This window comes from Streptomyces sp. NPDC126510, from assembly GCF_040302345.1.
GTDB lineage: Bacteria > Actinomycetota > Actinomycetes > Streptomycetales > Streptomycetaceae > Streptomyces.
The window spans coordinates 39572-61230 of record NZ_JBEORR010000040.1; the positions used below are offsets into that span (position 1 = coordinate 39572).

25 protein-coding genes and 1 pseudogene are annotated in these 21659 nt (G+C 61.5%); 6 read left to right on the top strand and 20 right to left on the bottom strand.

Going from position 1 to position 21659, the window contains the following annotated elements; translation table 11 throughout:
* Window positions 1-63 precede the first annotated feature (63 nt).
* Both ABTX60_RS37310 and ABTX60_RS37315 read left to right on the top strand, forming a co-directional pair.
* Entirely contained in the window at window positions 64-999 is a 936-nt protein-coding gene (locus ABTX60_RS37310) for a 5-oxoprolinase subunit B family protein (RefSeq protein ID WP_050794075.1), read from the top strand.
* A gap of 107 nt (window positions 1000-1106) precedes the next feature.
* Window positions 1107-1235, top strand: a complete 129-nt coding sequence (locus tag ABTX60_RS37315; RefSeq protein ID WP_232509034.1) for a hypothetical protein — start codon at window positions 1107-1109, stop codon at window positions 1233-1235.
* A 641-nt stretch (window positions 1236-1876) separates the two neighbouring features.
* Here ABTX60_RS37315 and ABTX60_RS43355 read toward each other — a convergent pair.
* A pseudogene (locus ABTX60_RS43355) lies at window positions 1877-2308 on the bottom strand (NB-ARC domain-containing protein); the annotation flags it as partial.
* A gap of 1190 nt (window positions 2309-3498) precedes the next feature.
* Between ABTX60_RS43355 and ABTX60_RS37325 the strand changes: the two are divergent.
* Window positions 3499-3783 (top strand): DUF427 domain-containing protein, encoded by a 285-nt coding sequence (locus ABTX60_RS37325; protein WP_080552827.1) that lies wholly within the window; start codon window positions 3499-3501, stop codon window positions 3781-3783.
* A gap of 1157 nt (window positions 3784-4940) precedes the next feature.
* Window positions 4941-5828 carry a VPGUxxT family thioredoxin-like (seleno)protein, type 2 gene (locus tag ABTX60_RS37330; RefSeq protein ID WP_003945285.1) on the top strand — a complete coding sequence of 296 codons (888 nt, stop codon included), beginning with the start codon at window positions 4941-4943 and terminating at the stop codon, window positions 5826-5828.
* A 913-nt stretch (window positions 5829-6741) separates the two neighbouring features.
* Here ABTX60_RS37330 and ABTX60_RS37335 read toward each other — a convergent pair.
* On the bottom strand, window positions 6742-7002 hold the full coding sequence (locus ABTX60_RS37335) for a WhiB family transcriptional regulator (protein ID WP_003945293.1): 261 nt from the start codon (window positions 7000-7002) through the stop codon (window positions 6742-6744).
* A 309-nt stretch (window positions 7003-7311) separates the two neighbouring features.
* Between ABTX60_RS37335 and ABTX60_RS37340 the strand changes: the two genes are divergently transcribed.
* Window positions 7312-7953, top strand: coding sequence for a DUF6615 family protein (locus tag ABTX60_RS37340; protein ID WP_003945292.1), 642 nt, complete (start codon window positions 7312-7314; stop codon window positions 7951-7953).
* A gap of 233 nt (window positions 7954-8186) precedes the next feature.
* Here ABTX60_RS37340 and ABTX60_RS37345 read toward each other — a convergent pair whose 3' ends face one another.
* From ABTX60_RS37345 to ABTX60_RS37365, 5 genes are all read right to left on the bottom strand, one after another.
* On the bottom strand, window positions 8187-8315 hold the full coding sequence (locus tag ABTX60_RS37345; protein WP_351640235.1) for a hypothetical protein: 129 nt from the start codon (window positions 8313-8315) through the stop codon (window positions 8187-8189).
* Window positions 8316-8475: 160 nt separating this feature from the next.
* Window positions 8476-9204 (bottom strand): hypothetical protein, encoded by a 729-nt coding sequence (locus ABTX60_RS37350; RefSeq protein WP_298785391.1) that lies wholly within the window; start codon window positions 9202-9204, stop codon window positions 8476-8478.
* Complete coding sequence (locus tag ABTX60_RS37355; RefSeq protein ID WP_298785399.1) at window positions 9201-10073, bottom strand: RAMP superfamily CRISPR-associated protein; 873 nt, start codon at window positions 10071-10073, stop codon at window positions 9201-9203. The genes ABTX60_RS37350 and ABTX60_RS37355 overlap by 4 nt, the downstream gene beginning before the upstream one ends.
* Window positions 10073-10486, bottom strand: a complete 414-nt coding sequence (locus tag ABTX60_RS37360; RefSeq protein WP_298785405.1) for a hypothetical protein — start codon at window positions 10484-10486, stop codon at window positions 10073-10075. The genes ABTX60_RS37355 and ABTX60_RS37360 overlap by 1 nt, the downstream gene beginning before the upstream one ends.
* Complete coding sequence (locus ABTX60_RS37365; RefSeq protein WP_351646039.1) at window positions 10483-11169, bottom strand: hypothetical protein; 687 nt, start codon at window positions 11167-11169, stop codon at window positions 10483-10485. Before ABTX60_RS37365 ends, ABTX60_RS37360 begins: the two co-directional genes overlap by 4 nt.
* A gap of 135 nt (window positions 11170-11304) precedes the next feature.
* Between ABTX60_RS37365 and ABTX60_RS37370 the strand changes: the two genes are divergently transcribed.
* A complete protein-coding gene (locus ABTX60_RS37370; RefSeq protein ID WP_003941564.1) occupies window positions 11305-12159 on the top strand; it encodes a phosphoadenosine phosphosulfate reductase domain-containing protein in 855 nt (284 codons plus the stop codon).
* Between the two features lie 106 nt (window positions 12160-12265).
* Here ABTX60_RS37370 and ABTX60_RS37375 read toward each other — a convergent pair whose 3' ends face one another.
* The 13 genes from ABTX60_RS37375 to ABTX60_RS37435 all read right to left on the bottom strand — a co-directional run bounded on the left by ABTX60_RS37375 (window position 12266) and on the right by ABTX60_RS37435 (window position 21654).
* Window positions 12266-12433 (bottom strand): hypothetical protein, encoded by a 168-nt coding sequence (locus ABTX60_RS37375; RefSeq protein ID WP_003941561.1) that lies wholly within the window; start codon window positions 12431-12433, stop codon window positions 12266-12268.
* Window positions 12434-12796: 363 nt separating this feature from the next.
* A complete protein-coding gene (locus tag ABTX60_RS37380; protein WP_229757323.1) occupies window positions 12797-13168 on the bottom strand; it encodes a hypothetical protein in 372 nt (123 codons plus the stop codon).
* A gap of 304 nt (window positions 13169-13472) precedes the next feature.
* Window positions 13473-14420, bottom strand: coding sequence for a C40 family peptidase (locus ABTX60_RS37385; protein ID WP_011331664.1), 948 nt, complete (start codon window positions 14418-14420; stop codon window positions 13473-13475).
* Between the two features lie 187 nt (window positions 14421-14607).
* A complete protein-coding gene (locus ABTX60_RS37390; protein ID WP_011331666.1) occupies window positions 14608-14982 on the bottom strand; it encodes a hypothetical protein in 375 nt (124 codons plus the stop codon).
* Window positions 14983-15175: 193 nt separating this feature from the next.
* Window positions 15176-15682, bottom strand: a complete 507-nt coding sequence (locus ABTX60_RS37395; protein WP_041814180.1) for a hypothetical protein — start codon at window positions 15680-15682, stop codon at window positions 15176-15178.
* Window positions 15663-16586 (bottom strand): hypothetical protein, encoded by a 924-nt coding sequence (locus ABTX60_RS37400; protein WP_003941825.1) that lies wholly within the window; start codon window positions 16584-16586, stop codon window positions 15663-15665. Before ABTX60_RS37400 ends, ABTX60_RS37395 begins: the two co-directional genes overlap by 20 nt.
* Window positions 16583-16966 (bottom strand): hypothetical protein, encoded by a 384-nt coding sequence (locus tag ABTX60_RS37405; RefSeq protein ID WP_003941821.1) that lies wholly within the window; start codon window positions 16964-16966, stop codon window positions 16583-16585. Before ABTX60_RS37405 ends, ABTX60_RS37400 begins: the two co-directional genes overlap by 4 nt.
* 455 nt (window positions 16967-17421) lie before the next feature.
* Window positions 17422-17733: a hypothetical protein gene (locus ABTX60_RS37410; RefSeq protein ID WP_003941809.1), complete on the bottom strand. Its 312-nt coding sequence runs from the start codon at window positions 17731-17733 to the stop codon at window positions 17422-17424.
* A 482-nt stretch (window positions 17734-18215) separates the two neighbouring features.
* The gene (locus ABTX60_RS37415) at window positions 18216-18863 is read right to left on the bottom strand and encodes an HNH endonuclease family protein (protein WP_003941828.1); all 648 of its coding nucleotides are present in this window, start codon (window positions 18861-18863) and stop codon (window positions 18216-18218) included.
* A 101-nt stretch (window positions 18864-18964) separates the two neighbouring features.
* Window positions 18965-19258, bottom strand: a complete 294-nt coding sequence (locus ABTX60_RS37420) for a hypothetical protein (RefSeq protein WP_003941812.1) — start codon at window positions 19256-19258, stop codon at window positions 18965-18967.
* A gap of 322 nt (window positions 19259-19580) precedes the next feature.
* The gene (locus ABTX60_RS37425) at window positions 19581-19748 is read right to left on the bottom strand and encodes a hypothetical protein (RefSeq protein ID WP_157770399.1); all 168 of its coding nucleotides are present in this window, start codon (window positions 19746-19748) and stop codon (window positions 19581-19583) included.
* Complete coding sequence (locus ABTX60_RS37430; RefSeq protein ID WP_209923493.1) at window positions 19745-20644, bottom strand: hypothetical protein; 900 nt, start codon at window positions 20642-20644, stop codon at window positions 19745-19747. The genes ABTX60_RS37425 and ABTX60_RS37430 overlap by 4 nt, the downstream gene beginning before the upstream one ends.
* Window positions 20644-21654 carry a hypothetical protein gene (locus ABTX60_RS37435; protein WP_245220021.1) on the bottom strand — a complete coding sequence of 337 codons (1011 nt, stop codon included), beginning with the start codon at window positions 21652-21654 and terminating at the stop codon, window positions 20644-20646. The genes ABTX60_RS37430 and ABTX60_RS37435 overlap by 1 nt, the downstream gene beginning before the upstream one ends.
* Between the last annotated feature and the right edge of the window lie 5 nt (window positions 21655-21659).

The following is a 21659-nucleotide window of genomic DNA, read 5'->3' on the forward strand; positions in this document are numbered from 1 at the left end:
AGAACAATGGCCCACTCTCACGCTCTCCTGCGGGCGCAGACGTCGAACTCTGCCAGGCCTGCTATGCAGATCCTGCAGGCCGGAGACCATCAAGTACTGATGCAGTACGGCGCCAACGAGATGGATATAAAACTGAACTTTAGAGCACAAGCACTGCAACAAGCGCTATCGGGTGAACCTGTCGCCGGAATCCGTGAAACCGCAGTCGGCTTCCGGTCAGTGCTGATCACCTTCGACCCATCCAGTATCTCCCGAACCAGCCTTCTCGACGAACTCGTCGAACGTGAAGAATCAGTGCCGAATCTTGATTCGCTCGTACTTCAAAGTCGAACGGTCACTATGCCAATCGCTTTCGACGACGCGATGACCCGTGCAGCAGTGGAGCGCTATCGCATCAGCGTCCGTAGTGACGCGCCGAATGTTCGCGACGGCGACAACATCGACTACATCGTCCACTGCAATGGACTACTCAGCAGAGAGGACTTTTACGACACGTTCACGGAAGCTACCTGGTGGACGGCATTTATTGGCTACTTTCCTGGCCTGCCATTCCTATATTCACTCGATCCATGCACACAGCTGTCGGCTCCGAAATACAACCCGGCGAGAATGTGGACTGCCGAAGGATGCCTCGCCCTTGGAGGTCCGTGTGTGGCGATCTATCCCATGTCTGTCCCCGGCAGCTACCAATTGTTCGGACGCACACTGCCAGTTTGGAATCGCGTATTCTCCGCCGATCCCGCCGACGACGTACCGGCACCCGCTGCCGCCAGATCGAACGTCCTTCGGACCGCCGACCGAGTGAATTTTTCCCGAGTTAGCGAGCCGGAGCTGTTGGCCATGCGATTGGAAGTCTTCGAAGGTACGTACTCCTACCCCGCGGCGCACGACAACTTCGTAGTCTCCGAATACCTGAAAGGTATTGCACCACTGACTTCCGTTGCAGAATCGATCGCGGGCAAACGGCACATTGCGGCGAGTCGAGCCGAGATCCCGTGAGCCCTCATCCCGCACTAGAGATCATTGAACCTGGAATGCAGACGACCGTCCAAGCGTGGCCCGGCAGGCAAGGTCTGACCGGCCTCGGGTACTCCGATGCCGGCCCCATGGACCACCTTTCCTTCCGAATCGCGAATATCCTTGTAGGCAACCCTGCCGGCCTACCGGCGTTAGAAGTTCCCCGCGTCGCGATATCGGTGGCGTTTCTCGTCGACACCAGGAACCAATCGCGGTGACGCCGGCTCAGAGAATCCCACGTCTGGTCATCGCCGAAGCGATCCATCACGTATTGCCTCGACGTCTCGCTGAGCCGGTATCGCGCAACCCGCCCTTCGACATCTGGGATCACAATCGATTTCTCGACCAGCCCAGCGATGAGGTCGACCAACTCTTGCTGAAGGACGATTGTGGAGCAGATCGACTCTGCCGCATCGAGATCGAATGATCCCTCGAATATCGCCAGTCTGCTCCACAAAGCTTGCTCAGATGCGAAGCACGGGTCAAAACTCCAGCCAGGACACGTAGAGAGCGTCTGGTGTCGGGCTGGCCCTGCCCTGTTACCTAGCGACATCAGTCTGTACCGACCAGTCAGGCGCTGGAGAATCTGTTCGGCGGTCATCACCCGCAACCGACCGGCCGCTGATTCGATAGCGAGAGGTAGCCCCTCCAATGTGTTGCAAATCTGCGCGACGGCAGATTGATTGCTCGCGGTAATTTCGAAGTCCGGCATCACAGTTGCGGCCCGCTCCACGAACAATCTCACCGCGTCGTACTGGAACAGTCCCCTCAGTACCGTTCCGTGATCCTCTCGCGGCGTCGGCAAGGGCAGAATGGCAAGTACACCCTCGCCCACAATTCCGAGCGTCTGGCGACTCGTCGTCAGAATGCGTAGGTGCGGACAACGCTTGAGCAAGACTACGCATAATTCCGAGATGGCAACCACTGAAGCTTCACAACAATCGAAAACGAGTAGGACGCGGCGATCAAATAGATGGTCGATGAGTTCTGCCTCTGCGGTGTCCGCGGCCAGGACGAGCCCGAAAATATCCGCGACGGCCAAGACAATGGCCGATTTTTCACGGTGGCCGCTGAGTTCTACCAGCCATACCCCGTCATCGAATGCGCGCGCTACCTGACCAGCCACTTGCTGCGCGATACGAGACTTTCCCACCCCGCCTTCTCCTGTAAGCGTCGTCAATCGACTGAGTGACAGCAGTCTCTTGGTTTCGGAGACCTCGACGCGCCGCCCCACGAAGCTGGTGATTTCATTGGGCAGATTTCCCAGTCTGGACTCGGTAGTCGTCGACATTCGAAGGCCATCTCACTTCTCAAATTCAGGCAAGTTCGTCCACGCGTCGGACGTCGCATTGCAGAACTTACGTGCTTGGCTGATGACAGTGCCATCTAGCGAGCCGCGCCCGATACTCTCCCGATGGCGCAATTCCGACAGGCTCATTGGCCAAACTGCGCAGCAGCCCAGTAACTTGCGGGGATGGGTCACTCGATAACGTGGCTATCGGTGACAGAATGAGACTCCACTGTCCAACCTCGGCAACGTGCGTGCTAATTGGGCACCTCGCGTACGCCGAATGAAATGCTCTGGTTACATGGACGACTTCGTGATCCTTCCAGATCCCTGCTGTGGCAACGGGCTTCGATCTCGGCGCGGCTGCTCTGGACTCCCGCGACGAGTTTAGACACTCACTGTGCGTTCGGCGCCGCGGGATTTCCGACCCCGCCCGCCCCGTCAGCAACGGAGCGGGCGGGCGCGGCGGTGACGGGACCGGGCCGGAAGGGACAGCAAAATCCGACGACGAGGCAGTAATGCGCATGACGAATCAAACCTTTCCTGGAAAAGCTCTCTGAACTGGCTATTTACCTACTTCCGGCCGGTGCCGGCGTTATTCCTCTGCGCCTGCTATGAGTACGTTCAACGGCACTTCGCGGGCGGGAAGGGCCGGGCGTCTGCCCCGTCGAAAGCCAGGACCGCCGACTTCGGTAGAGCCGCCAGTACCGGCCACCAGCACGCATCGTGTGCGGTGACACCGCCCCGGCATCAATGCCCGCGCCGCCGCATCCTCGCCGGTACGGGCGACCACGCTCGCCACCCGGTCCGGCGCGGGAGAAGTTCCGGTCAACACCTACTGCGCGTACCGCAACAGGTCACCGCTCACCGCGTTCACGCGCCACCGACCGGGATCTGCACACGCGACGCCCGCTCCGGGTTCCGCGCCAGCGCACCGTCGTTACCGATCCCGCGCACACCGGATGCGCCCGCGCCGGCCGATCCGGCCGCAGCGTATCCCCGTCCGTCAACACGACCACCATGTGCGGGGCAGGACGGGCCGCGTTCGCGGACCCACAGATCCGTACCGCCGCCGCCCACCAGCGCCAATCGGCCACCGACCGCACCGCCTGCGCTCATCGCAGGTGAGATCCATGCGGTACGGCCCTATGTATGCTTTATTCAAACCCTGAACATTTGCACGAGAGGAAAAAATGCCAAGAGCGATACTTGATGGCACAGTGCTCGCTGAGTCTCCCAACACGGTTGTGATCGAGGGGAACCACTACTTCCCAGACGAATCGGTCAACCACGAGCATCTAACTGGCACCGCCACCGAAACCGTTTGCTACTGGAAAGGAACTGCGAGATACTACTCCGCAGTAGTTTCCGAAACCGTATTCCGAGATATTGCCTGGTATTATCCTGACCCATCCCAGGAAGCTGCTTCGATTAAGAATTACGTTGCATTCGGGCGTCCTGTTCAGGTTGAATTGTAGCTCTCGAATTTCTCGCCGATCGAGTCGATTTACCGGGCGGTCCCTATAATTCCTGTATAACAGCCGCGGTGGCGCAGGTCCAGTAAGCTCCCCGTGAATGAGCACCGCGTGGAGGACGCCTCAGCAGCATCGGTAGACCATTGCGTCGTTGTTTCTTGCCTTTGACTCGTTTGCGGTTGCAGTAAGCACGGCTAGCCGGGCGTGCAACGCCGGCAACGCGGAGAGGAATATCGCGCGTATGATCCTACGTTTGTCGGAACAGACGGGGGTGTTCCCCGCCGACCCTGATACTCGCACCGTCATCATCGATGCAATGCCGGCATAAGCCGTGAGGTGTCCTCGGTAGGGCGGAGCCATCGCCGACTTCGAGGATCCAGCCGATTGAAAGCGTTCATCAAGATCGATGCCCAGATCAGTGCTGCGGTCTGCTCAGTGTCGACTGCGTGGATGCTTTGCGGAGGTGGTTTCGGGGCGCTGTCCCGAGTACCGGGCACCGGGCGAAACCATCAGAGCGAACGATCAGGCGGGCGGTGCCGTGTCGGAGGGGACCGCGTCTGGGGCGACACGGCCGCCCCCACGAGCAAGATGGTGCAATTCGGAAGTGATTGTTGCAAGCGGTGTTGAAATAGCCGCGCGGACAACGATCGATGTGGTTAAGCGCGGTGAGCAACTTACGTCGATGCAGTTCCCGTCTTGTCAGGGCTTCCGTTACGGGCATGGCATTTCTCCTACTTGTGGATTCGGTGTCCGTGGCTCGGAGTGACTGAACTACTGCCTCGCATCACGGTTGCCGTACTGGCCGGGGGCCGTCGGGTCCGGCCGCACCCGCGAGATGGAACCTATCGTCAGCGGGAATTGGTGTGGCATCGAAAACGCCGGAGTCACCCGCTAATCTGCGGGGCGATGAAAAAGCCGAGGAATCATAGCGTCCAATGAACGCGGGACGCCTCTTAGTTCGGGGCGCTGGATCTGCTGGACGGCGCCGAGGCAGTCACCATCGTGGTGCGCGAACCACGCCGCACGGCCGAGGTTCGCACAGCGCGCAGCAGTTGAAGCAGGGTTCGCCAGTGAGTCGCCCGGCGCGCGGCGCCATTGGAATACGCAGCGAACTGCCTCCGTTCTACTCTTTGGGAAACCACAGACCAAAGGCGGCGACGATGACAGCAGTTCCCCGTTTCACGACCGATGCGCACGGCGGCAACGATTACAGCTATCTCGAGCATGCCGAGCTTGGCGATGTGCGGTGGCACCGTGACTTCGGTGCGGCCCTGACCGAGGCGAGGGAACGGAACTTGCCGGTGTTCCTCCTTTTCCAGGAGATTCCCGGATGCCCTACCTGTGTGAACTTCGGGCAGCATGTGCTGGCGCAGGCACTCATGGTCGAAATGATCGAGTCGCACTTCGTTCCGCTTGCTATCTACAACAACCGGGCTGGTCCGGATGCCGAGATTCTCCGACAATTCAACGAGCCAGCGTGGAACAACCCAGTGGTGCACTTCCTATCCCCCGACGGGGAAAGTCTGGTACCCAAGTTGACCAATCGCTACGACCTGATTTCGCTGCACGACAAGATCACCGGCACACTGGAGCAAGCGGGAATATCCGTTCCAAAGTGGTTTACGCTGTTCCGTGGCGATCTGCTCATCGAGTCCGGAATCGCGGAGCAACTGCGATATGAAACTCCCTGTTTCTGGTCTGGCGAGACCAGTCTGGCTCAGTTTCCCGGCGTGATCTCAACAGACGCCGGGTGGGTTGGGGGTGAGGAAGTCGTCGAAATCTACTTCGACCCCGCTCAGACCAGCACCGAGGAGCTCAACCGCCTGTCCCTGCCTGAGGTGTTCCGGCGTACGGATAAGCGGCCGTTCCGGCTGGATGACCAGCCACAGTTTTATCTCGCGAAGACCCAATGGCGGTCCGTTCCGATGACTAGAGCGCAGCGCACAAAGATCAATCTCGAGGTGGCTTACGCTCGAGATCCGTCACCATACTTGAGCCCGCGACAGCTCCAGGCGCTGGATGAGTCTATGCCGGACCGCCGACCGTGACCTTATCGGCTATCGGCGACCTCGTAAGGCGTTGCGATGGACACGGAAGCATCGGGGGAAGAGCCTGCAGGCGACAAGAACGCGGTTCTTGTGCAGACCGGTGAGCTGCTCGCGCAGTGCGATCGGGGCGGTGACGATTAGGGCGTTGACGACCTTGGCGCGGCCCGGACGGCTCCGGTTCGGTGGCACACAGAATGTGGAGGCTTCGATGTCGGCGTCCTCGGTTTCGGTTCTCTGAGGTCGTCGCGGGCGAGGACCAATGCCGCGGCTCCTGCCGCGTCGGCGGCGTCAGTTTGCCGTGCCGGGGCGCGGCGTTGCCGGTTGGAACAATCCCACGGTGCGGTCTACATCGCCGGGATCATGCGCTCTGACCACTCGCGAAGGGCAACAACTTCGCGCAGTTCGATGTCGAAAAGCGTGAGCTGCGAGTCGTTCATCGCATTTCCTGGATCAACTCTGCTGCAGGCCCGAGCGCTTCGTCTTCGTCGGTCGCATTCTTTGCCCCTCGAAGGGCAACGGTGAGGCCCGCAACACCCAACAGGCATGTCATCGAGGCACCTGCCATGAACAGAAGATCACCCACGCGAGGTACCGATTTCGCTTGCTGGACGGATCCACGAAATCCACGCCTCATGCTCGTCTGCGTGCAGCGGAACAGAACCCGGATCATCCGGGTGAGCGTCCGCCCACGCTGATTGTTCGGCCACAAGATCCGCCACCGTCGCCCACCTTTTCGAGGTACAAGGCGGATTCACAACAGCCGCTTTGGCGAGCGCTCGGCGGGTAGCCCCACTGAGACTGAGCAGCTCAGTGCCGCAAATCCCTCGATCCCAGATGTACCGAGCGAGTTTGATGGAATCGGCATACCTCGCGGCCTCCGCGTACGAGGTATGGGTGAAGTCCACGTGGGTGGTCACTGTTGCACCCGCGAATAGCGACGGCGCCGCTCCGAGGCGGTCAACCCACCCCAGACACCGAAACGCTCGTCGTTCGCCAATGCGAATGCCAAGCAGTCGACACGAACGTCGCATCCTGCGCAGACTCGCTTCGCCGGACGGACCGCTTCTCCCGGTTCAGGAAAGAATGCTTCGGGATCAGTGCGTTGGCACACTGCCCGCTCCTGCCAATCGACATTCCCAGCGGTATCGCTTGGGTGAATCTCGGTGATGGTCATCGAAACCACGACTCCTCTACACATCGGCCTCTCGGATTGATGGGCGAACGGTAGCGAGGGACCTGGACTGCTTGAACCGAAGCAGAGGGGCCACCCTGCCTTTTCGAAACTTCACACGGTGGAAGCGAAGCGCAGTTCTACCCGATCAGTGCATTTCTGGGCACTTCTAGCGACTGCACAACCACCGGTAGATTCCTAAGCTCGCCTACAGACATGCGATCCTCTGACGCCGGCAACCCTTGTCCGGCGGCCCAACCAACCGACGGGATACACGTGCCAATTCCAACTTCTTCCACGCCTGGCCCAGTCATGACGCAACTCGCAACAGCGCTGTTCAAAAATGCACACCGCGCCGGCCAAAACTTCACGGATGGAGAGCTCCACAACATCCGCCAAGGTGAAGAAGGAACCACGGAACGGATCTTGCTGGACTTCGCGAAAACCCTTCCCGACCTCCACGTCGGAGCCTTCACCCGCAGAGAGGAATCCCGCTACGGTGCGGACTGGAAATGGTGGATCTCGGACGGCTCGAACAAATGGTTTCACCTCGTCATCCAAGCCAAGAAGCTTCAAACACCCAAAGCGCACGCGGCCGGGAAATACAAGATCAAACACACCGTTCGATCCACTGGCATGCAGCAGATCGACCTACTCGACCTCTACGCCCGAAAGAGCGGAGCGCATAGCCTCTATGCGCTCTACAACCTCGCCGCTCGCGGCGTCCGGTACAGCGACCACACATGCTGCCTCGGCCCCTCCGGCGACCGAATCACTGCTGTCAGCGCAGATGTATTTCTCAAGCGGTTCCCACGTACCAAGGGTCTAGTCGATGATGTCTCCCTAGCCGCGATCCGCGAATACGCAATTCCCTGGTCATGTTTGGCAGACGGTCGGGTCCCCACAGACCCCCGGCCCCCAAAGACCCTTGGGACGGAGGGCCTAACCCGTTGACTCCCACACAATTTGCACAGTGGGTGACAACCCGCCTCAACCACGGCGCCCTGAGCGCATTCAACTCGGACAGCGCGGCATATTCGATGCTCGTCAACTCCGCAACACTGAAAACCCTTGCGCACGGCCGCGAGTGGGTTCAGCGAACCTATCGCGGCTACCTCAACGCGTGGACGAGCACAGCGGACGAGATGGCACCCGACGAGCGGAAGGACGCTTGGATGACCAGTTTCCTATCTGAACTCGAATATTCCGACGTATTTTTCGCCCATCAGCCCATCAGGATCTTCGACCGCGCCGACCTCCCTCCCTACGTTTCCGCCGTCCTCAGCAACGAACCGATCCCCGAAGACGTCCGGCACCCCTCCTCCCGATTGGGTGCGGCTCCCAAACACGTCCTCACACTCATCGCACCACCCCCAGACCAGCCGGCCGAGCCTCGCCCAGTGAGTCGCAAAATTCGACCAATACCACCTGTGACCCGTTTCGAGTAACAAACCACCAGCCCGCCTTCGAACACCGCTACCGCGGCAGGTGAAGTTCGCGCATCCGCGCCGGGTGCATGTACGGCGGACGAACACCAGCCAACCCGAACCCCGAGGTGACCGGCATGTCTCGCGAGGCCGCCACACATGCGGCCGGTGTCGTGCGTCCCAGCGTCCCGTCGGCGTGCTCATGCGAGAACTCCCACGGATCCTCGCCTGCGCGGTTCTCGAACTCCCACCGCAGAACACGCCCCTCCCCGTGCGCACGCTTCTTCCCGATCACATCGAGACCGGACAATATCGCCGCGACAGCCGTCAGATCACCCACACCGCGCCAGGTGACAGTTCGCGAGTTGGTGATCATCAACGGCATGTACCTCGCCCGGTAGCGGCCCTGCCGATCCGAGATCACTGCCGGCACGCTCGACGCGAGTTCCTCGAGCCCTCGGTGATCAGTTCTGCTCGCCCAGTACCGCACCACCGGATCCCCGGCCGGGTCTTCGGGGAACGAACACGTCGCGCACCAATGCCAGTCCGCACCCGCCAGAGTGCAGCGCGCGAGCGGCAATTCGAGATCCGGCGGGGTCGCCTCCGGTGAGAGCGCCGGCACGTATTCGCCGCGGTCGAGGGCGCCTGCTTTGTGGTCGGCCCACAGTTCCGCGGCGAGGATGCCGTCCAAGGCGATCCCCCAGGGGCTTGCATGTGCCAACCCGGACGAGAGATGGGCCCTGACCAGGAAGGGAGCGAAAGCGGTGTCTGCGTTCATGTCAGCCACCCCAATGCCTCGATCACGTCTTCTCGTAGCGGTTCCAGTTCCGCTCGCCAGTCCGCGACCTGCGGGCCGGGGCCCGTCAAGACGGTCAGCTCCGACTCGGCGCGGACTCGCCCGTGCCCGATCGCGCTGCGCCCACCCAGGAAGCCGTCTCGCGAGAATCGTTCCCACACGTCACTGAAGAAGGCGATGTCGCGGTCGGTTGCCCGGTCCACCCTCAGAAATGTTTCGAAATGTGTTCCTGCGGGCAATGTCTCGACCTCGAAGCGCATCAACATCGACGTCTGGTGCACCGAAGTTCCCGAACCGGCGCCCGCGTCGAGGGGTTCGGGGAAGAATTTGGTGCCGGCGTCGTCGAAGCGGCTGTAACTTTCCAGGGACATGAGCTCGAACTGCGACATCAGCACTCCCGGGTAGGGCCTGCTCATGATCGATTCTGTTTCTTTCACTCGGGGAACGACTTTGCCGACTTTGAGACATCCGTCGATCGGCGGCGCACCGCCTCCGTTTCCTCCGAACAGACTGATCGGCGGGACCAACTCGCGCAGGCGCTGACGCCTGCGGCCGGTCAGTGAGTCGCCGGCGACTTTGCTCAGGTTGCCGCCGTTGCGCAGTGCGTGCGCCGCGGAGAGAGGTATCTGTCTTTCGTAGCCGATCACATCGCGGAACAACTCCTCGGCGGTGCGTCGCAATGCTCCCCGCAGCGAGTTCCCCGACACGACCGGTACCAGCACTTTCCTCCCGTCGGGCTGCAGGATCGGTTCGCGGCGAAACAGTGTCGTCGTCGTTTCCGACTCCTCGCCTTTCTGCGAGATCGACGACAGGGCAGTCAGTTCGACATCCCATCTCACGGTAGAGCGCATCAGCTGACCTTCCTCGCGGCGCGGGCAGCGGCAACTGATTCGGCCACGATGCGGGTCCGCAGGACATAGGCCGTGGGACGCTCCCGCAGCAGTGTCAGGACCGGCTCCGATTCGGCGCGCAGAAGAGCGGCCAACTCCAGCCGTTCGTCGGTTGTTCGCGGCTCGGATTCGAGCGAACGTGAGACAACCGACCACCAACGATCGAGGTCGGCTCCTCCGACATAAGTGGCGACGCGGACTCGGTTCGGCAAATGCTGCGTCCAGTACGTCGCCCGGCGCCGGCCCACCCACGAATCCCAGTCCACGCCGTAGTGCAACAGCAACAGCAGTCGCTCGGCCACGTTCTCCACACCGTGCAGCTGTGGGAGGCCTGCGGGAGCGGCAGCGAGCCAGCGGTCGGTCGGCGTGCTCATGCGTGCGCCTTGCTGCGAGGCGGTGTGGTGGCCAACAGCGCCAACGCCCACCATCGGTCGACGTGGCGGTACGGGGACAGGTGATCCCAGTCCTCGAAGATCGCCGGCCACCGACGCGCCGGCACTGTGCGTAGCACTGCATACGGGGCTGCGCTCTCGCCGAGCATGCGTTCGCCGAAGCCGTGAGAGCGCAGTCGGCGCATCGCGGCAGCTGCTGCGACATCGCGATCCGACCACGGCAAGCAGGTGTCTTCGACAGCAACGGCACCCCATCGGGCGTGCGGCAGGATGTGTTTGCGGGCCGGGCGACGCAACGGCACCACCAGCGCGATCTCCGACGTCAACGGTGCCGACAAGGTCCGGGCCAGGCGCGGCTGCGTCAGTTCGGTCATCGCCGGCGCGGTGGTGATCAGATGCATTCGGGTTCGCAGCTCCGAGGTCTGATACGCCCACCGGCACGGTGTGCAGAGACCTTTCTCTGCCGGAGCCTTCCACGAGTCGAATGCGGTGAAGGTCCGTGAGATCGCCGACCGCGCGGGCTCGATCGGTGTGTCGGCCTTCGCGCAGCGCGCACACCGTCCCCTCTGCAGTGAGTCCTTCTCAGATGAACGATTCGTCGATGCGAACGCCGCCTCTACGACCTCCACGCACGAGGTCACCTCCTGTAGTTTTTCTTTCATCACGCTCGTCCTCCTGTGCAGGTGCCCCGAGTCGGATCGGCTTCGAGGCCTTACATACACAGGAAGATCCGCCCGACGGGCCGCGTGTGACAACAACGCCAGAAATACTCATCGAGCACCCAGGGAAGCGGCAGAGATATGAGTGGCACCCCTCGCGCGGACGGGCTCGATCTGACCACACTGCGCGCACTGCGGCGCCCGCGCCCGAACCTGGCCGCGATCAAAGAGCGCATCGAGGAACACCTCGACAATCACGACGGATATCTCGCCTTCTCCGGCGGCAAAGATTCACTCGTCGCCCTGCACCTGACCACAGCGGTCGAGCCGAACATTCCTGTCGTCTTCTTCGATTCAGGGCTCGAATACCCACAGACCTACGAGTACATCGCCGACCTCGCCGACGCATGGAACCTCAATCTCGAAGTGCACCGAGCCGACCCACCCCTGCTGACCGTCCTCGCGGACTCCGGCGAATGGGATCACCACCTGCCCACACGAGCGACGACGCGAGCGCTCCGCGACATTCTCATCGGAGCACCCTCACGCGCGGCACATCAGACTCACGGATCGGGCGAGATCTGGGGTGTACGTGCCGACGAATCAGCGAAAGGGACCGGACGCTGGTCGATGTACTACAACGCTCTCCGCGTCCGAGTTACCGAAGAATGCGTCGACTGCTGCACCACAGCAGCGCAGCAGCGACTCACACATGGCGGCGCCCTCGACCGAGCCGATGGCACACACGTTTTCGGGCCGGTCTGGGACTGGAGTAGCGAGGACATCTGGTCGCACATCGCCGCGCACGACCTTCCCGTCAACCCCGTCTACGACAAGCTCCGCCGCCTCGGCACGCCCGAGCAGCATCTACGGGTCTCACACATCCTTGACGGAGCGTTCCTCGAGCGCGGCCGCATCACCAGACTCAGACGCGGATGGCCGGCGCTTTTCGAAGAGCTAGCACGAGTCCTCCCTCGGATCCGTGAATTCGTCTGACCTCGAACCACATACGATCGAAGACAGGCCTGTCTTCAGCAGTATTGGGCTGCGCCCAAACAGTTTTCACCTGTCGAGAGGGAAGCTCCACGAATCCCTCAGCGATTTAGTTGTAATGGACCTCGACACCGGAGGCCGCCAGCGTCGCATAAACCAGGGCGTGCGTCGCAAAAACATTCGCTCGATCCACGTCCTTTTCGATCGCGTTGTCCGATAGTTCGGAGTAGTGCAAAGCTCGGATAGCCCACGTCGTCGAATCCTTGACTGTAGCCATGAGATTGCGCTCCTAAAATTGGTGGGTTCGTGTTGACCCGCTAAACCTTTCACACATGTGCAGCCGTCCGCGACCCCAGTTTGCAACTAGGCGTTGCCCTCTCACTACGGAGACAAAAACAGCAGCAGGTCGCCACCTCGACCAATCTCGTGGGGAATCTTCCCTCACAAGATCAGGACCGCCGATTGTGCTGCGGTCTAGGTCGGTGTGGCGACCTGCTGCTCGTCGCACATTCGAGATTAGCCGAGGGCTACGACACACCGATCAGAAAGGGTGCGACGGCGGGCTGCTTTCTCACGCTTTTGCGGCGCAGCGACGAGTCCCGATGTAGACGGACCCGGGGGTACACGTGGTGTGCGTTTTTTAGGCCGAGCTGTCGTGCGCGGGATTCTGTTCGGACGTTTGGGGTGCATTCGCGGCGGCCGTGTTTTCTGCCGGCGCCGACGAGGATCGCTTACTCGACGCTGCGGCCTTCTTCTTTTTCGGTGCGCTGTATCCCATAGCGGCGAGTTCCTTGACGGTCCACCCGCCCGCGAGCGCGCGTTCATGGGCGAGGCGGATCGTGTCCTCTGCCTCAACCCGTGCCGCGTCGATGGCAGCAAGCTCAGCTTCCGCCTCGCCGATGGCACCGACGAGAGCGACTCTCGTTGCAATCGCCTCCTGCGCCAACGATTCTGCGGCCTTGCGTGCTGTCTCCAGCGCCTTCTTGTGGCTTGACGGCGTTGTCGCGGTCATGGCAGTGGTATCTCCTTCACTCGAGGTTGTGCTCGCATCAATCTCAGCGGTGCTCTGTTGAGGTTCTCCGCTGTCGTTACGCAAATCGTAGTGGCCTGCGGCTGTGCTGTCGGGTGCGCCGTCCGTCACTGTCATCCCCTCCCACTGTGAGTGAGCGCAGACGCCGCTGCAGGCCCCCACTGAATCAATAGCGTCGTCAGCGCCGCCGGGATCAGGGCGGCGGCCCCGACACCACTGAGCGTCGAAACACTGCGACCTGGCCGCTCGGCCCGGCAGTTACTCACAGTGGAAGATAGGTCCGTCATCAGAGGAACCTGGCCGGGATCATGTCCGAACGGACTGCGCTGATCTGCACCAATTGACCGGTCTGAGGTGCCTCGATCATCTTGCCCTCGCCGAGATAGATCGCGACATGATTGGCGCCGTCAGCCTGCCAATTCCCGAACAGCAGGTCACCCGGCTGTGCCTGGCTCATCGGAATCTGGTGTCCGGCGCGGAACTGCTCCTGCGACGTCCGAGGCAGCACCTTGGTTCCGCCGCTTCCGATGAAGTACGCGAAGCGGCTCAGTCCGGAGCAGTCGTAACCGGCGATCGGGCCGCCCGTTCCATCACCCATCGACGGACCGGTCAACAAACCGCCGCCCCACTGGTAGGGAAGCCCGAGTGCCCGCATCGCAGCTTCGATGACAGCGCGAGCGAACTCAACATTGCGAGGAAGGTTGGGATCGAACTTCAGATCCGGCACCGCCGACGGTGCGAACAGGCCTGTGAGCGAGGGTATCCCGGCAGCGTTAGATGGTTGTGCGCTGAACACGGAGGGCAGAAGCGCAGGCCCTCCGGCAGGTGTCGTGTCATTTGCCGATGCGTCTTCGACAGCGGATCCGTTCGGCGCCGAGCCGGCCGGCGGAACCGAGTCCGGTCCGGGAGCAGGAAGGGCGACGTCGGGGATCAGAGCCTGTGCCTGCGGCGGGAGGATCTCTTGTATCTGCGCCGCAGCGTCTTTCAGTTCCGGGGGTAGCGCACTTTCCGCCTCGGACTGCCACGCAGGAGGAATCTGCTCCTGCAGCTGCGTCAGGGCAGTTGTTGCCTGGTCCAGGTACGGCTGCGGATCTGGAATGAACTGGGAGGCAGCCGGTGCCTGTTCCTCGACTACCGAGGTGATGGTGTCGGTGATGACTGGCTCTACGCCAGCTCCCTGCGCTGCCGATGCGCCGGCTACTGCGACGCCGACGATGAGTGATGCGATGTCCATGATGTCTTCCTTTGCCGGATGTTGGTGCGGCCGAGGGGAACAACTGTCTCGATGACCGCGGGGACTTTCAGTGCGATCCGGACAGTAGAGACGGACCTGGACAGCTCAGGTGCCTGCAAGCAATCGACGAACATAAGACCAAGGTCAACGACCTTCCCTGGCGAGCGCTCCGACGGCTCTTTTTCTTTCACCCGAGTAACTCGTACCCGAGCCGGAGGTCCTCGTCGGAGACAACGATGAGGTCATCGTCGTGTGTGCGCACCAGCCATTGCCCACACGAGAGCGGTATCCAGTGCCCCTCGGAATAGACGGCAGCGAATGCACCGACGTCGACGAATCGCGCGTAAGTGAGAGAGCCGAGTTGCTCCCACACATCAGGGTCATCGGCGAGAGACACCAACCGGTATGCACCAATCGCCTTGTCGGGAGTCGAGAGATCCTTCCACGCGAATTCCGTGAGTTCGTCGAGCGTGGTGTTACCGGGAATCGCATGAATCGAGTGAGACACAGGAGCCTTCACCCCATCAACGGCACCTAGTGGCCGAATTTCAGTGATGCTCATGGAGTCCCTCCCTCGGATTCTCGAGGCCACGTCTGCGCCCTCACTGCAGCGCAATTCGAGCAGTAGTTCTCGTCGACGGAATGTGTCCACCCTGGCTCGATCGCGGATCTCACGACACTGCACGATGACAAGTAGTTCGCCGGAACTTCTCGAGTAGTTCCACACGCATCACAGTTCACGGTGATCGACATCGTCAATTGTCAACTCCCGGATTCACCAGATCTCCGCCAGTTGCCCCCACTGTCATGGTCTCTGGCTCCGGAGCAATGATGGTGACAGGAACTGCGCCGCGGATCCGCTCCTCAAATCTCAGGCAGAGCCGCGCGTACACCACCAACCCTGTTTCCGAGTTCGTCATAGTGCCACTGATCCACCGTTCGTCGATCCCGTCGATGATCTGTCTCAACGTCGGCCGACGTTCCCATTCTGCTTCGCGGGCGTACCGGTTGATCGCCGCGGCAATACGTTTAGGTTCGACGCCATGTCCGTAGATGCACACCGGTATCGCTGGATGAAAGTCGGGTGGAACGAGGAACCACTCTCTGAAAAGCCCGCGCAGCCTGCCCAGTGGGGTAATGGTGATTCGCACTCCGTAGTAGTGCTCACTGAAATTCTCGGGGCCGACTGGACTGAGGACATGCGTGCCCAGTTTCGCCTGACTCGTAGCGTGTCTTCCATGCTTAGCGATTTTCTCGACCACTTTCCCTCACTTCCGTTCTCTCACTTGCCTCGAAGCGGCCGGCGCAGTCTTCGAGGTCTGCAATCGTCTGCCACGCGTGCTCCCAATCCCCACCTTCGTGAGGGTCCAGTACTTCCACGGCGTTTCGTAGGGCTAGTGCAGCGACACTGAACGCTGACACTGCGGTACGGGCAACCGGCGAGTTGACGAGATCCCTGTACGGGATGTTCTGTCGCAGACGGCACCGGCGGCACAGGCGTCCGGCGATATCCGAGTCCAGCCCATCGTGGTACCAGTCCGGCGTGACGCACCGGCAGTGCGTCTTCACTTCTTCTGTAACGGCTGGCAGGGAGTTCGGGCAGGGTTTGTTGGTTCCGCCGCCGCCGGCCGGGTAGCGCTCGTGAATCGTGTTGTGAGACCCATTCAGTCCGAAGCAGATCGGGCACCGTGTTACCGCCTTCGCATTCGTCTCCTCTTCCGCAGGTTCGGCAGGGGCGGAACCATCTGAACCGCCGACATTGTCGGCGGTTGCCGTACCGATATCGGGACGCGCCTTGGCGGGTTCGGTTGCCAGGAACCGGGCGAGCAGACTGTGGGCGGCTTCTCGGCTGGCGATGTTGCCGTACTGAAGCGCGCAATTCGACACCTGTCGTATCTCTTCCGCCTCTTCAGTGGTGATGCGCCGGTGACCGTTGAGCTGTAGCCAGTAGAAGACAGCTTTCCCTGCTGCCAGGAAGAACTCGTCGGGCTCTGAGCCGTAGGGGACACCTTCACTGGCTTCGATCGCGACTCTTCCGATGTCGATCGCGAGTTCGTCTGCGGCTGTGAGGTTATCGGCGTCGAAACCTGTTGCCGGTTCCGCTGCGGGGGTGAGGGATCCGTTGCCGTGCTGGTGCGCGGTGGCGTCGGATGGGGTGGCAGTCATCTGTGGTGTCCCCTTTCGATGTGGGCCTTGTTCGTTCGCCTCACGTCAGCGGCAGCTGTCACCTTGTGGGTGTGTGGATGCAGCGACGTCGAGGAGTTCGACACGGCCGTGGTTGTGGTGCTGTGAAGGATCGCGAGCGTGGCACGGATATCGCGGGCTGCGGCGGCGAGGTGGGTGGTGATGTCCTGATTGTCGGCTTCGGCGGCGAGGAACAGTTCCAGCGCTTCTGGGTACGTTCTCGGGCCGGTGTAGAGCCCTCGGAGTTCTTCGCGTGCATCAGCTATCCCGGCGAGGGCATCGTCGAGGGCCGCGAGCATTGCTCGGAGTCGCCGTTCGGCCGGGTCGGGGAAAACTTGTGCGGCGCGGTATGTCTGAGTCATGAGCGGGATTCTCCTGTCGTGTCATGTCGCGTTTCGAGGACCGTTCGTACGTGTCAGGGGGCGGAATCGGTCCCGGGGGGTATGCCGATCGGTGGGCGGGAGGACCGCGACGATGTGGCTCTCTACCGACCGCCGGCGGCTCACTTGGATGTCTCCGGCGATCAGCTCGCGCATCCGATCTGCGATGTCGCTGTCGTCTTCGTAACCGCTGCAGAAGATTCTGTCGTCCGGGCCGCGTACGCCGCGCTCGGTGTCGAGGATCGTGTAGTACGGGACCCTGCGGAGGTTGAAGGGGCTGGTAAGGATCGCGAACCTGCCATCGCCGGATGTTGCTCGCACCCTCCACCATCGCCGGGACTCCGCGAATTGCACGCGGTGCCCCATTTCGAGCGCGGTTGCAGCGACCGAGAGTGATGAGCAGGGTGCGATTCGGTCGCCAACACTCGATTCATTGCTCACGACTGCGCCTCAGAGGACGTAGTGGGTAGGACATCAGGTGGAAGGGCGGCGAGTGCGGCGTGGATCTGTGCGGCGCGTTGGAGGGTGCCGCGGATGCCTTCGGGGTACGCAAATCCACGGGCGTCAAACGGGTCGGGTTGCAACGCAAGGATGGACACGCGCTCGGCGAGCGCGGCGTGCTCACTGCAGGTAAGGGATTTGAAGCGGCCCGGCGCCGGAATATCCCGCAGGGCGGATTCGAGGTGCAGCCAGGTTTCTTGGTTCGAATCCGCGGCGCCCTGTGTGTCTGTGCTGTCGATGCTCGTCATGGCTGAATTCCTTTTTTCCGAGAGGTTGGGATCGTTTCGTGACGGAGATTTCGAGATTGAAGCCGAACAACATCGAGAGTCCGTAAAAGTCGAATGCAGGACACCCGTTGCGCCTTGGGTTCAGGCGATAGGACCGGTGGTGAAGGTCAGGATCTCGGACAAACGGCCGGAGAACACGAGGTAGATGATGATTCCCAGTGCTACCGCACTGACCAGAACCGGGATGAAGGAGCCGAGTCGGATCTCCCCGGTCGACGGCTCCACTGATGCCGTTGCCGACGGCCACGCCGACTGTGATCAACGCGAAGAAGCCGAGAAAGTAGAGCCAGGCGCCGGTCACCACGCCTCCCGTGAGTGCGGCGCCTGCGGCGAAACCTATCGTCGCGATTGCCCGACTGAGGCGGGTTCGTCGTCTGCTTTCAAGGATTTCGTTCGACAAGCGGATGTGATCATCACCATCGGTAGAACTCATCTACTTCTCCTCATTTCTGTGCGCAGGCGGTGCGCGCCGCGCCGGCATCGGCGGAAGTGATCATCAGGTGATATTTCGCGGCCACGGTGAGATATTTGATGGCGTAGTCACAGTGGAATGCAGCGTTGGGGGGAAGCCAGGTGTCGAGGCCTTGATCTGACTTCGATTGGTTTGCTTTGCCTTGGGAGGCAAGCAAGTTGACGTCCGTGTCGTTGGCGAAGTTCACCCTTTGCTGCGGAGTCCAATTCGCTGCCCCCGCATCCCAGGCTCTCGAAAGTGCCACGACATGGTCGATCTGAATAGCCGAAGGATTGGACGTGGAGAACGCGATATCGGTTCCGGTGTACGGGTCGTGAAGCGTGCCGGCGATGACTTTGCAGTCGCGCGTTCCGGGTTTGAATGCGACATCTACAAGTTGAAGTTTCAGGACGTCATTGCGTGTGTCACAACCATTTCTGGCCAGAGGACCGTCGTACTTGTCGGTCCATGCGGTTCCGAAAACGCACCTTTCGCCTGTGCCGCAACCCCTTTCGTAACCAGGGATATTCGGCAACTTGTCGACGACAGTCACCGATCCGAGCAATTCGTCGAGGCGAGGTGTCGACTCGCCGGCCACTTCTGCGACCACGAGAGGTGCAGCAGGTGCACTCGTCTCCATTCCCGTCCAGGGGCCTCCCTGAGCAACCGCTGCGCACCCCGAGACCACGGTCATAAGAAGCCCCGCAGCGGCAACACACGTGGCGACCTTGCGCCTCATCATCATTCTTTCGTCTCTGCTGATGGCCACATCAATTCGGCGGCGTTAGGTGCGACGGATGAAAGACTGACTCTGCGGGCGAAATTCACGGCCACCTCGCTCGGATCCGCAGAAGGAACAAACGCGGGGTATTCGTCGAGCATCACGATCAGTCGACCGCTGTCTTCGTCACCTTGAGTTTCGGAGCTGTCCTGCTTTTCCTTTTCGGCCGCGTTTCGTGCTGCGGCGGCAGCTTCCCTGGCTCGTGCGGCGAGCGTGACGACAGTTGTATCGGGGGGTTCGATCGGCGTGGTCATGGTCTCCCTTTCCTGGCGAGCCGATGCGGTGCGTCCGGCATCGCCGCACGCTAACTCCGGACCTGGACTGGATGACGCCGTGCACGCACCTCCGTACAGAACCTGCAGCTCAGGCTCCTTTCATTTCGCCGTCAGCCCGGGAAATTCAGCCGGCGCTCGGGTGCACAAGTTTCAAGAGGCTGCCCCGATTCGGCACCGGCGAATGACAGGACTGGCCGAGTTGGTCGATCGCGTGAGGTAGTGTCGGCGGCACTGAGAATGCACCGGGTGAGTCGGGGGCACACCATGTGGTGGCCTCCGACTTTTCTTTTGTGTGCGTCCTTCAGTTCTCTTGCGCGCCGATATCGCGGACTGCGTCACCGGCTTTGTCGGGGCCAGCTTCTTCCGCTCGGCGGGTGTCGACGACTCGGAACTGTGCCGGGATCCCGAGAATGTCAGGATGAAATGTCAGGTCCGGCCGGCGACGGCGCGCCGTCTGGTCTTTGCTCATCGTTGTTCTCCTTCGGGTCTGTGATCGGTCAGTTGCACGATCAGGCGCTCGCCAGGTTGTTGTCCAGGTCGCTCGTACGGCGCGAAATGTGCACCCACCACGTCCAATTGGATTCCTCTCGGAAGCAAATGATGTGAGTTGTTCATCCGTGAAGACTGCCCGTAGTACATCCCCCGCTCTGTCGAGATCTCGAAGACGACATCTGTCGGGCGAGTGGTGGAATCGAGCTCGTGCAGCGAGTGCGTCGCTGCAGTGAACCGGTCGAAGGAAAGCACCGTGCCGGGTTGAAGCGTGGCAGGCAAGTCCGCCGGGTTGACCACAGCATGGGGAACGCTGACAGAGGTGTAGACGAGATGTCCGCGGCCGGATTCACGTTCGTACCGTTGAATAGCGCGGTCGACACGCTGCACCTGCTTACGCCTGCCGTCGTCGAGTTCAACGGCATCGCCGGCAACCGCAGACAGCGCGTTGTTCGTTTCCTTCCAGACGTTCGGATCCGACGTCAACGCCGACAGTGCGTTGTACTGCGCCTGCGGCATCGAATCGAGCACCTCCCGTTTGGTGGCAGAGCGTGCGTTTTTCTGCCGCGCGGACAGCGAGCGACGTAGTTCGATCGCCGCCGGCAGCTCTCGGCGCAACCTTTGGTTCTCGATCGGTGCCGGCGTCGGGCGTGGATAGGCCCGGTTGAGGTCTCGACTTGCGCGGGTGAGGCCGGGCAAGTTCTCTGTCGCATGGTCGAGTTCGCGTGCTCCGCTGCGAATGTCGCCGCGAGTGCTGTACGCGTGTTCCGAAATCAAGGCACCTTCTTTGCGGGTGGCGATGTCGCTCTCTCCCCGATCTGGGTCGAAGACGCCGTTACCGCGGTCCGGGCTGATCCTGTCGTGACTTCTCCCCATCAGTCCCGCTCCTCGAATTCGTAGAGCTCTCCGCGTAGCTCCGCCAACGCGGACTCTCGGGCGCGCCGAAGGTCTGTGAGGTCGGTCGCCAACTGACCTATCGCCGAAGCCGCCACATCATCGCCGGCCGAGTTGACCAGAAGGCCCTCGATGGTCCGGTCCCCGTCGTGAATCCTGTCGAGAGATTCGCCGGCAGTGATCGATTCCTGCAGCTCGAGCAGATGGCGACGATAGCTCCACAGCGCAGCTACACGTGTGAGCAGCGAACGCTCGACGCGCCCCAGCCACCGGCTGCTCACCAGGTGAGCTTCCCTCGCTGCGAGGGCTTGCGGGCTGCTACCCGCCGCCGGGGTTCCCAAAGTTGCTCGCACTGTGGCGAGTTCACCGGCATGCGCAAGAATTTCGGCGAGTTGCTCGTCGAGATTCAGGCGTATGCGACCTATGTCGAGATCCTCGCTTTCCCAGACAGGAACGGTGCGGATCTCGTCGACGAGTGCCGATGCCGCCAACGCCAACCGCAGCTCGACATGCGCTCCGCCCGCTGAGATCAACGTCTGCAGAGCTGTCACAGCGACGCCGATCTCGGTTTTGTCCTCCTCACTCAGGCGGAGTGGATCGCGGCGGGTCCACCACCACAACCCCACCGCCTCTATCCCTGCGGCGAGACCAATGCAGACCAGTAGTGCGACGAATGGGTTAGCCTGCGCAGTCACGCCGGCAAGAACCGGGACGAGTCCGATCAGAACTGGCGCGAGAAGAGCGAGCGGAATCTTCACCTCCTCACCGCCGGCGGTGCGACCGGTATGTACCGTCGTGCGCCACACATCGCGCCGAGGGTAGTAGTCGAGCGACGAATTGCCTTCCCATCCAGGCTCGTCGGCACTCCACGTCTGCTCACGCCTGAGCCCGACGATCTCCGCCGCGCGCTCGCTGAGCATCTGCTCCCACAACCGGTCGAGCGCGCACAAGAATTCTTCGCTCTCCGGGTCCACGTCGATGTCGGCGATCATGGACC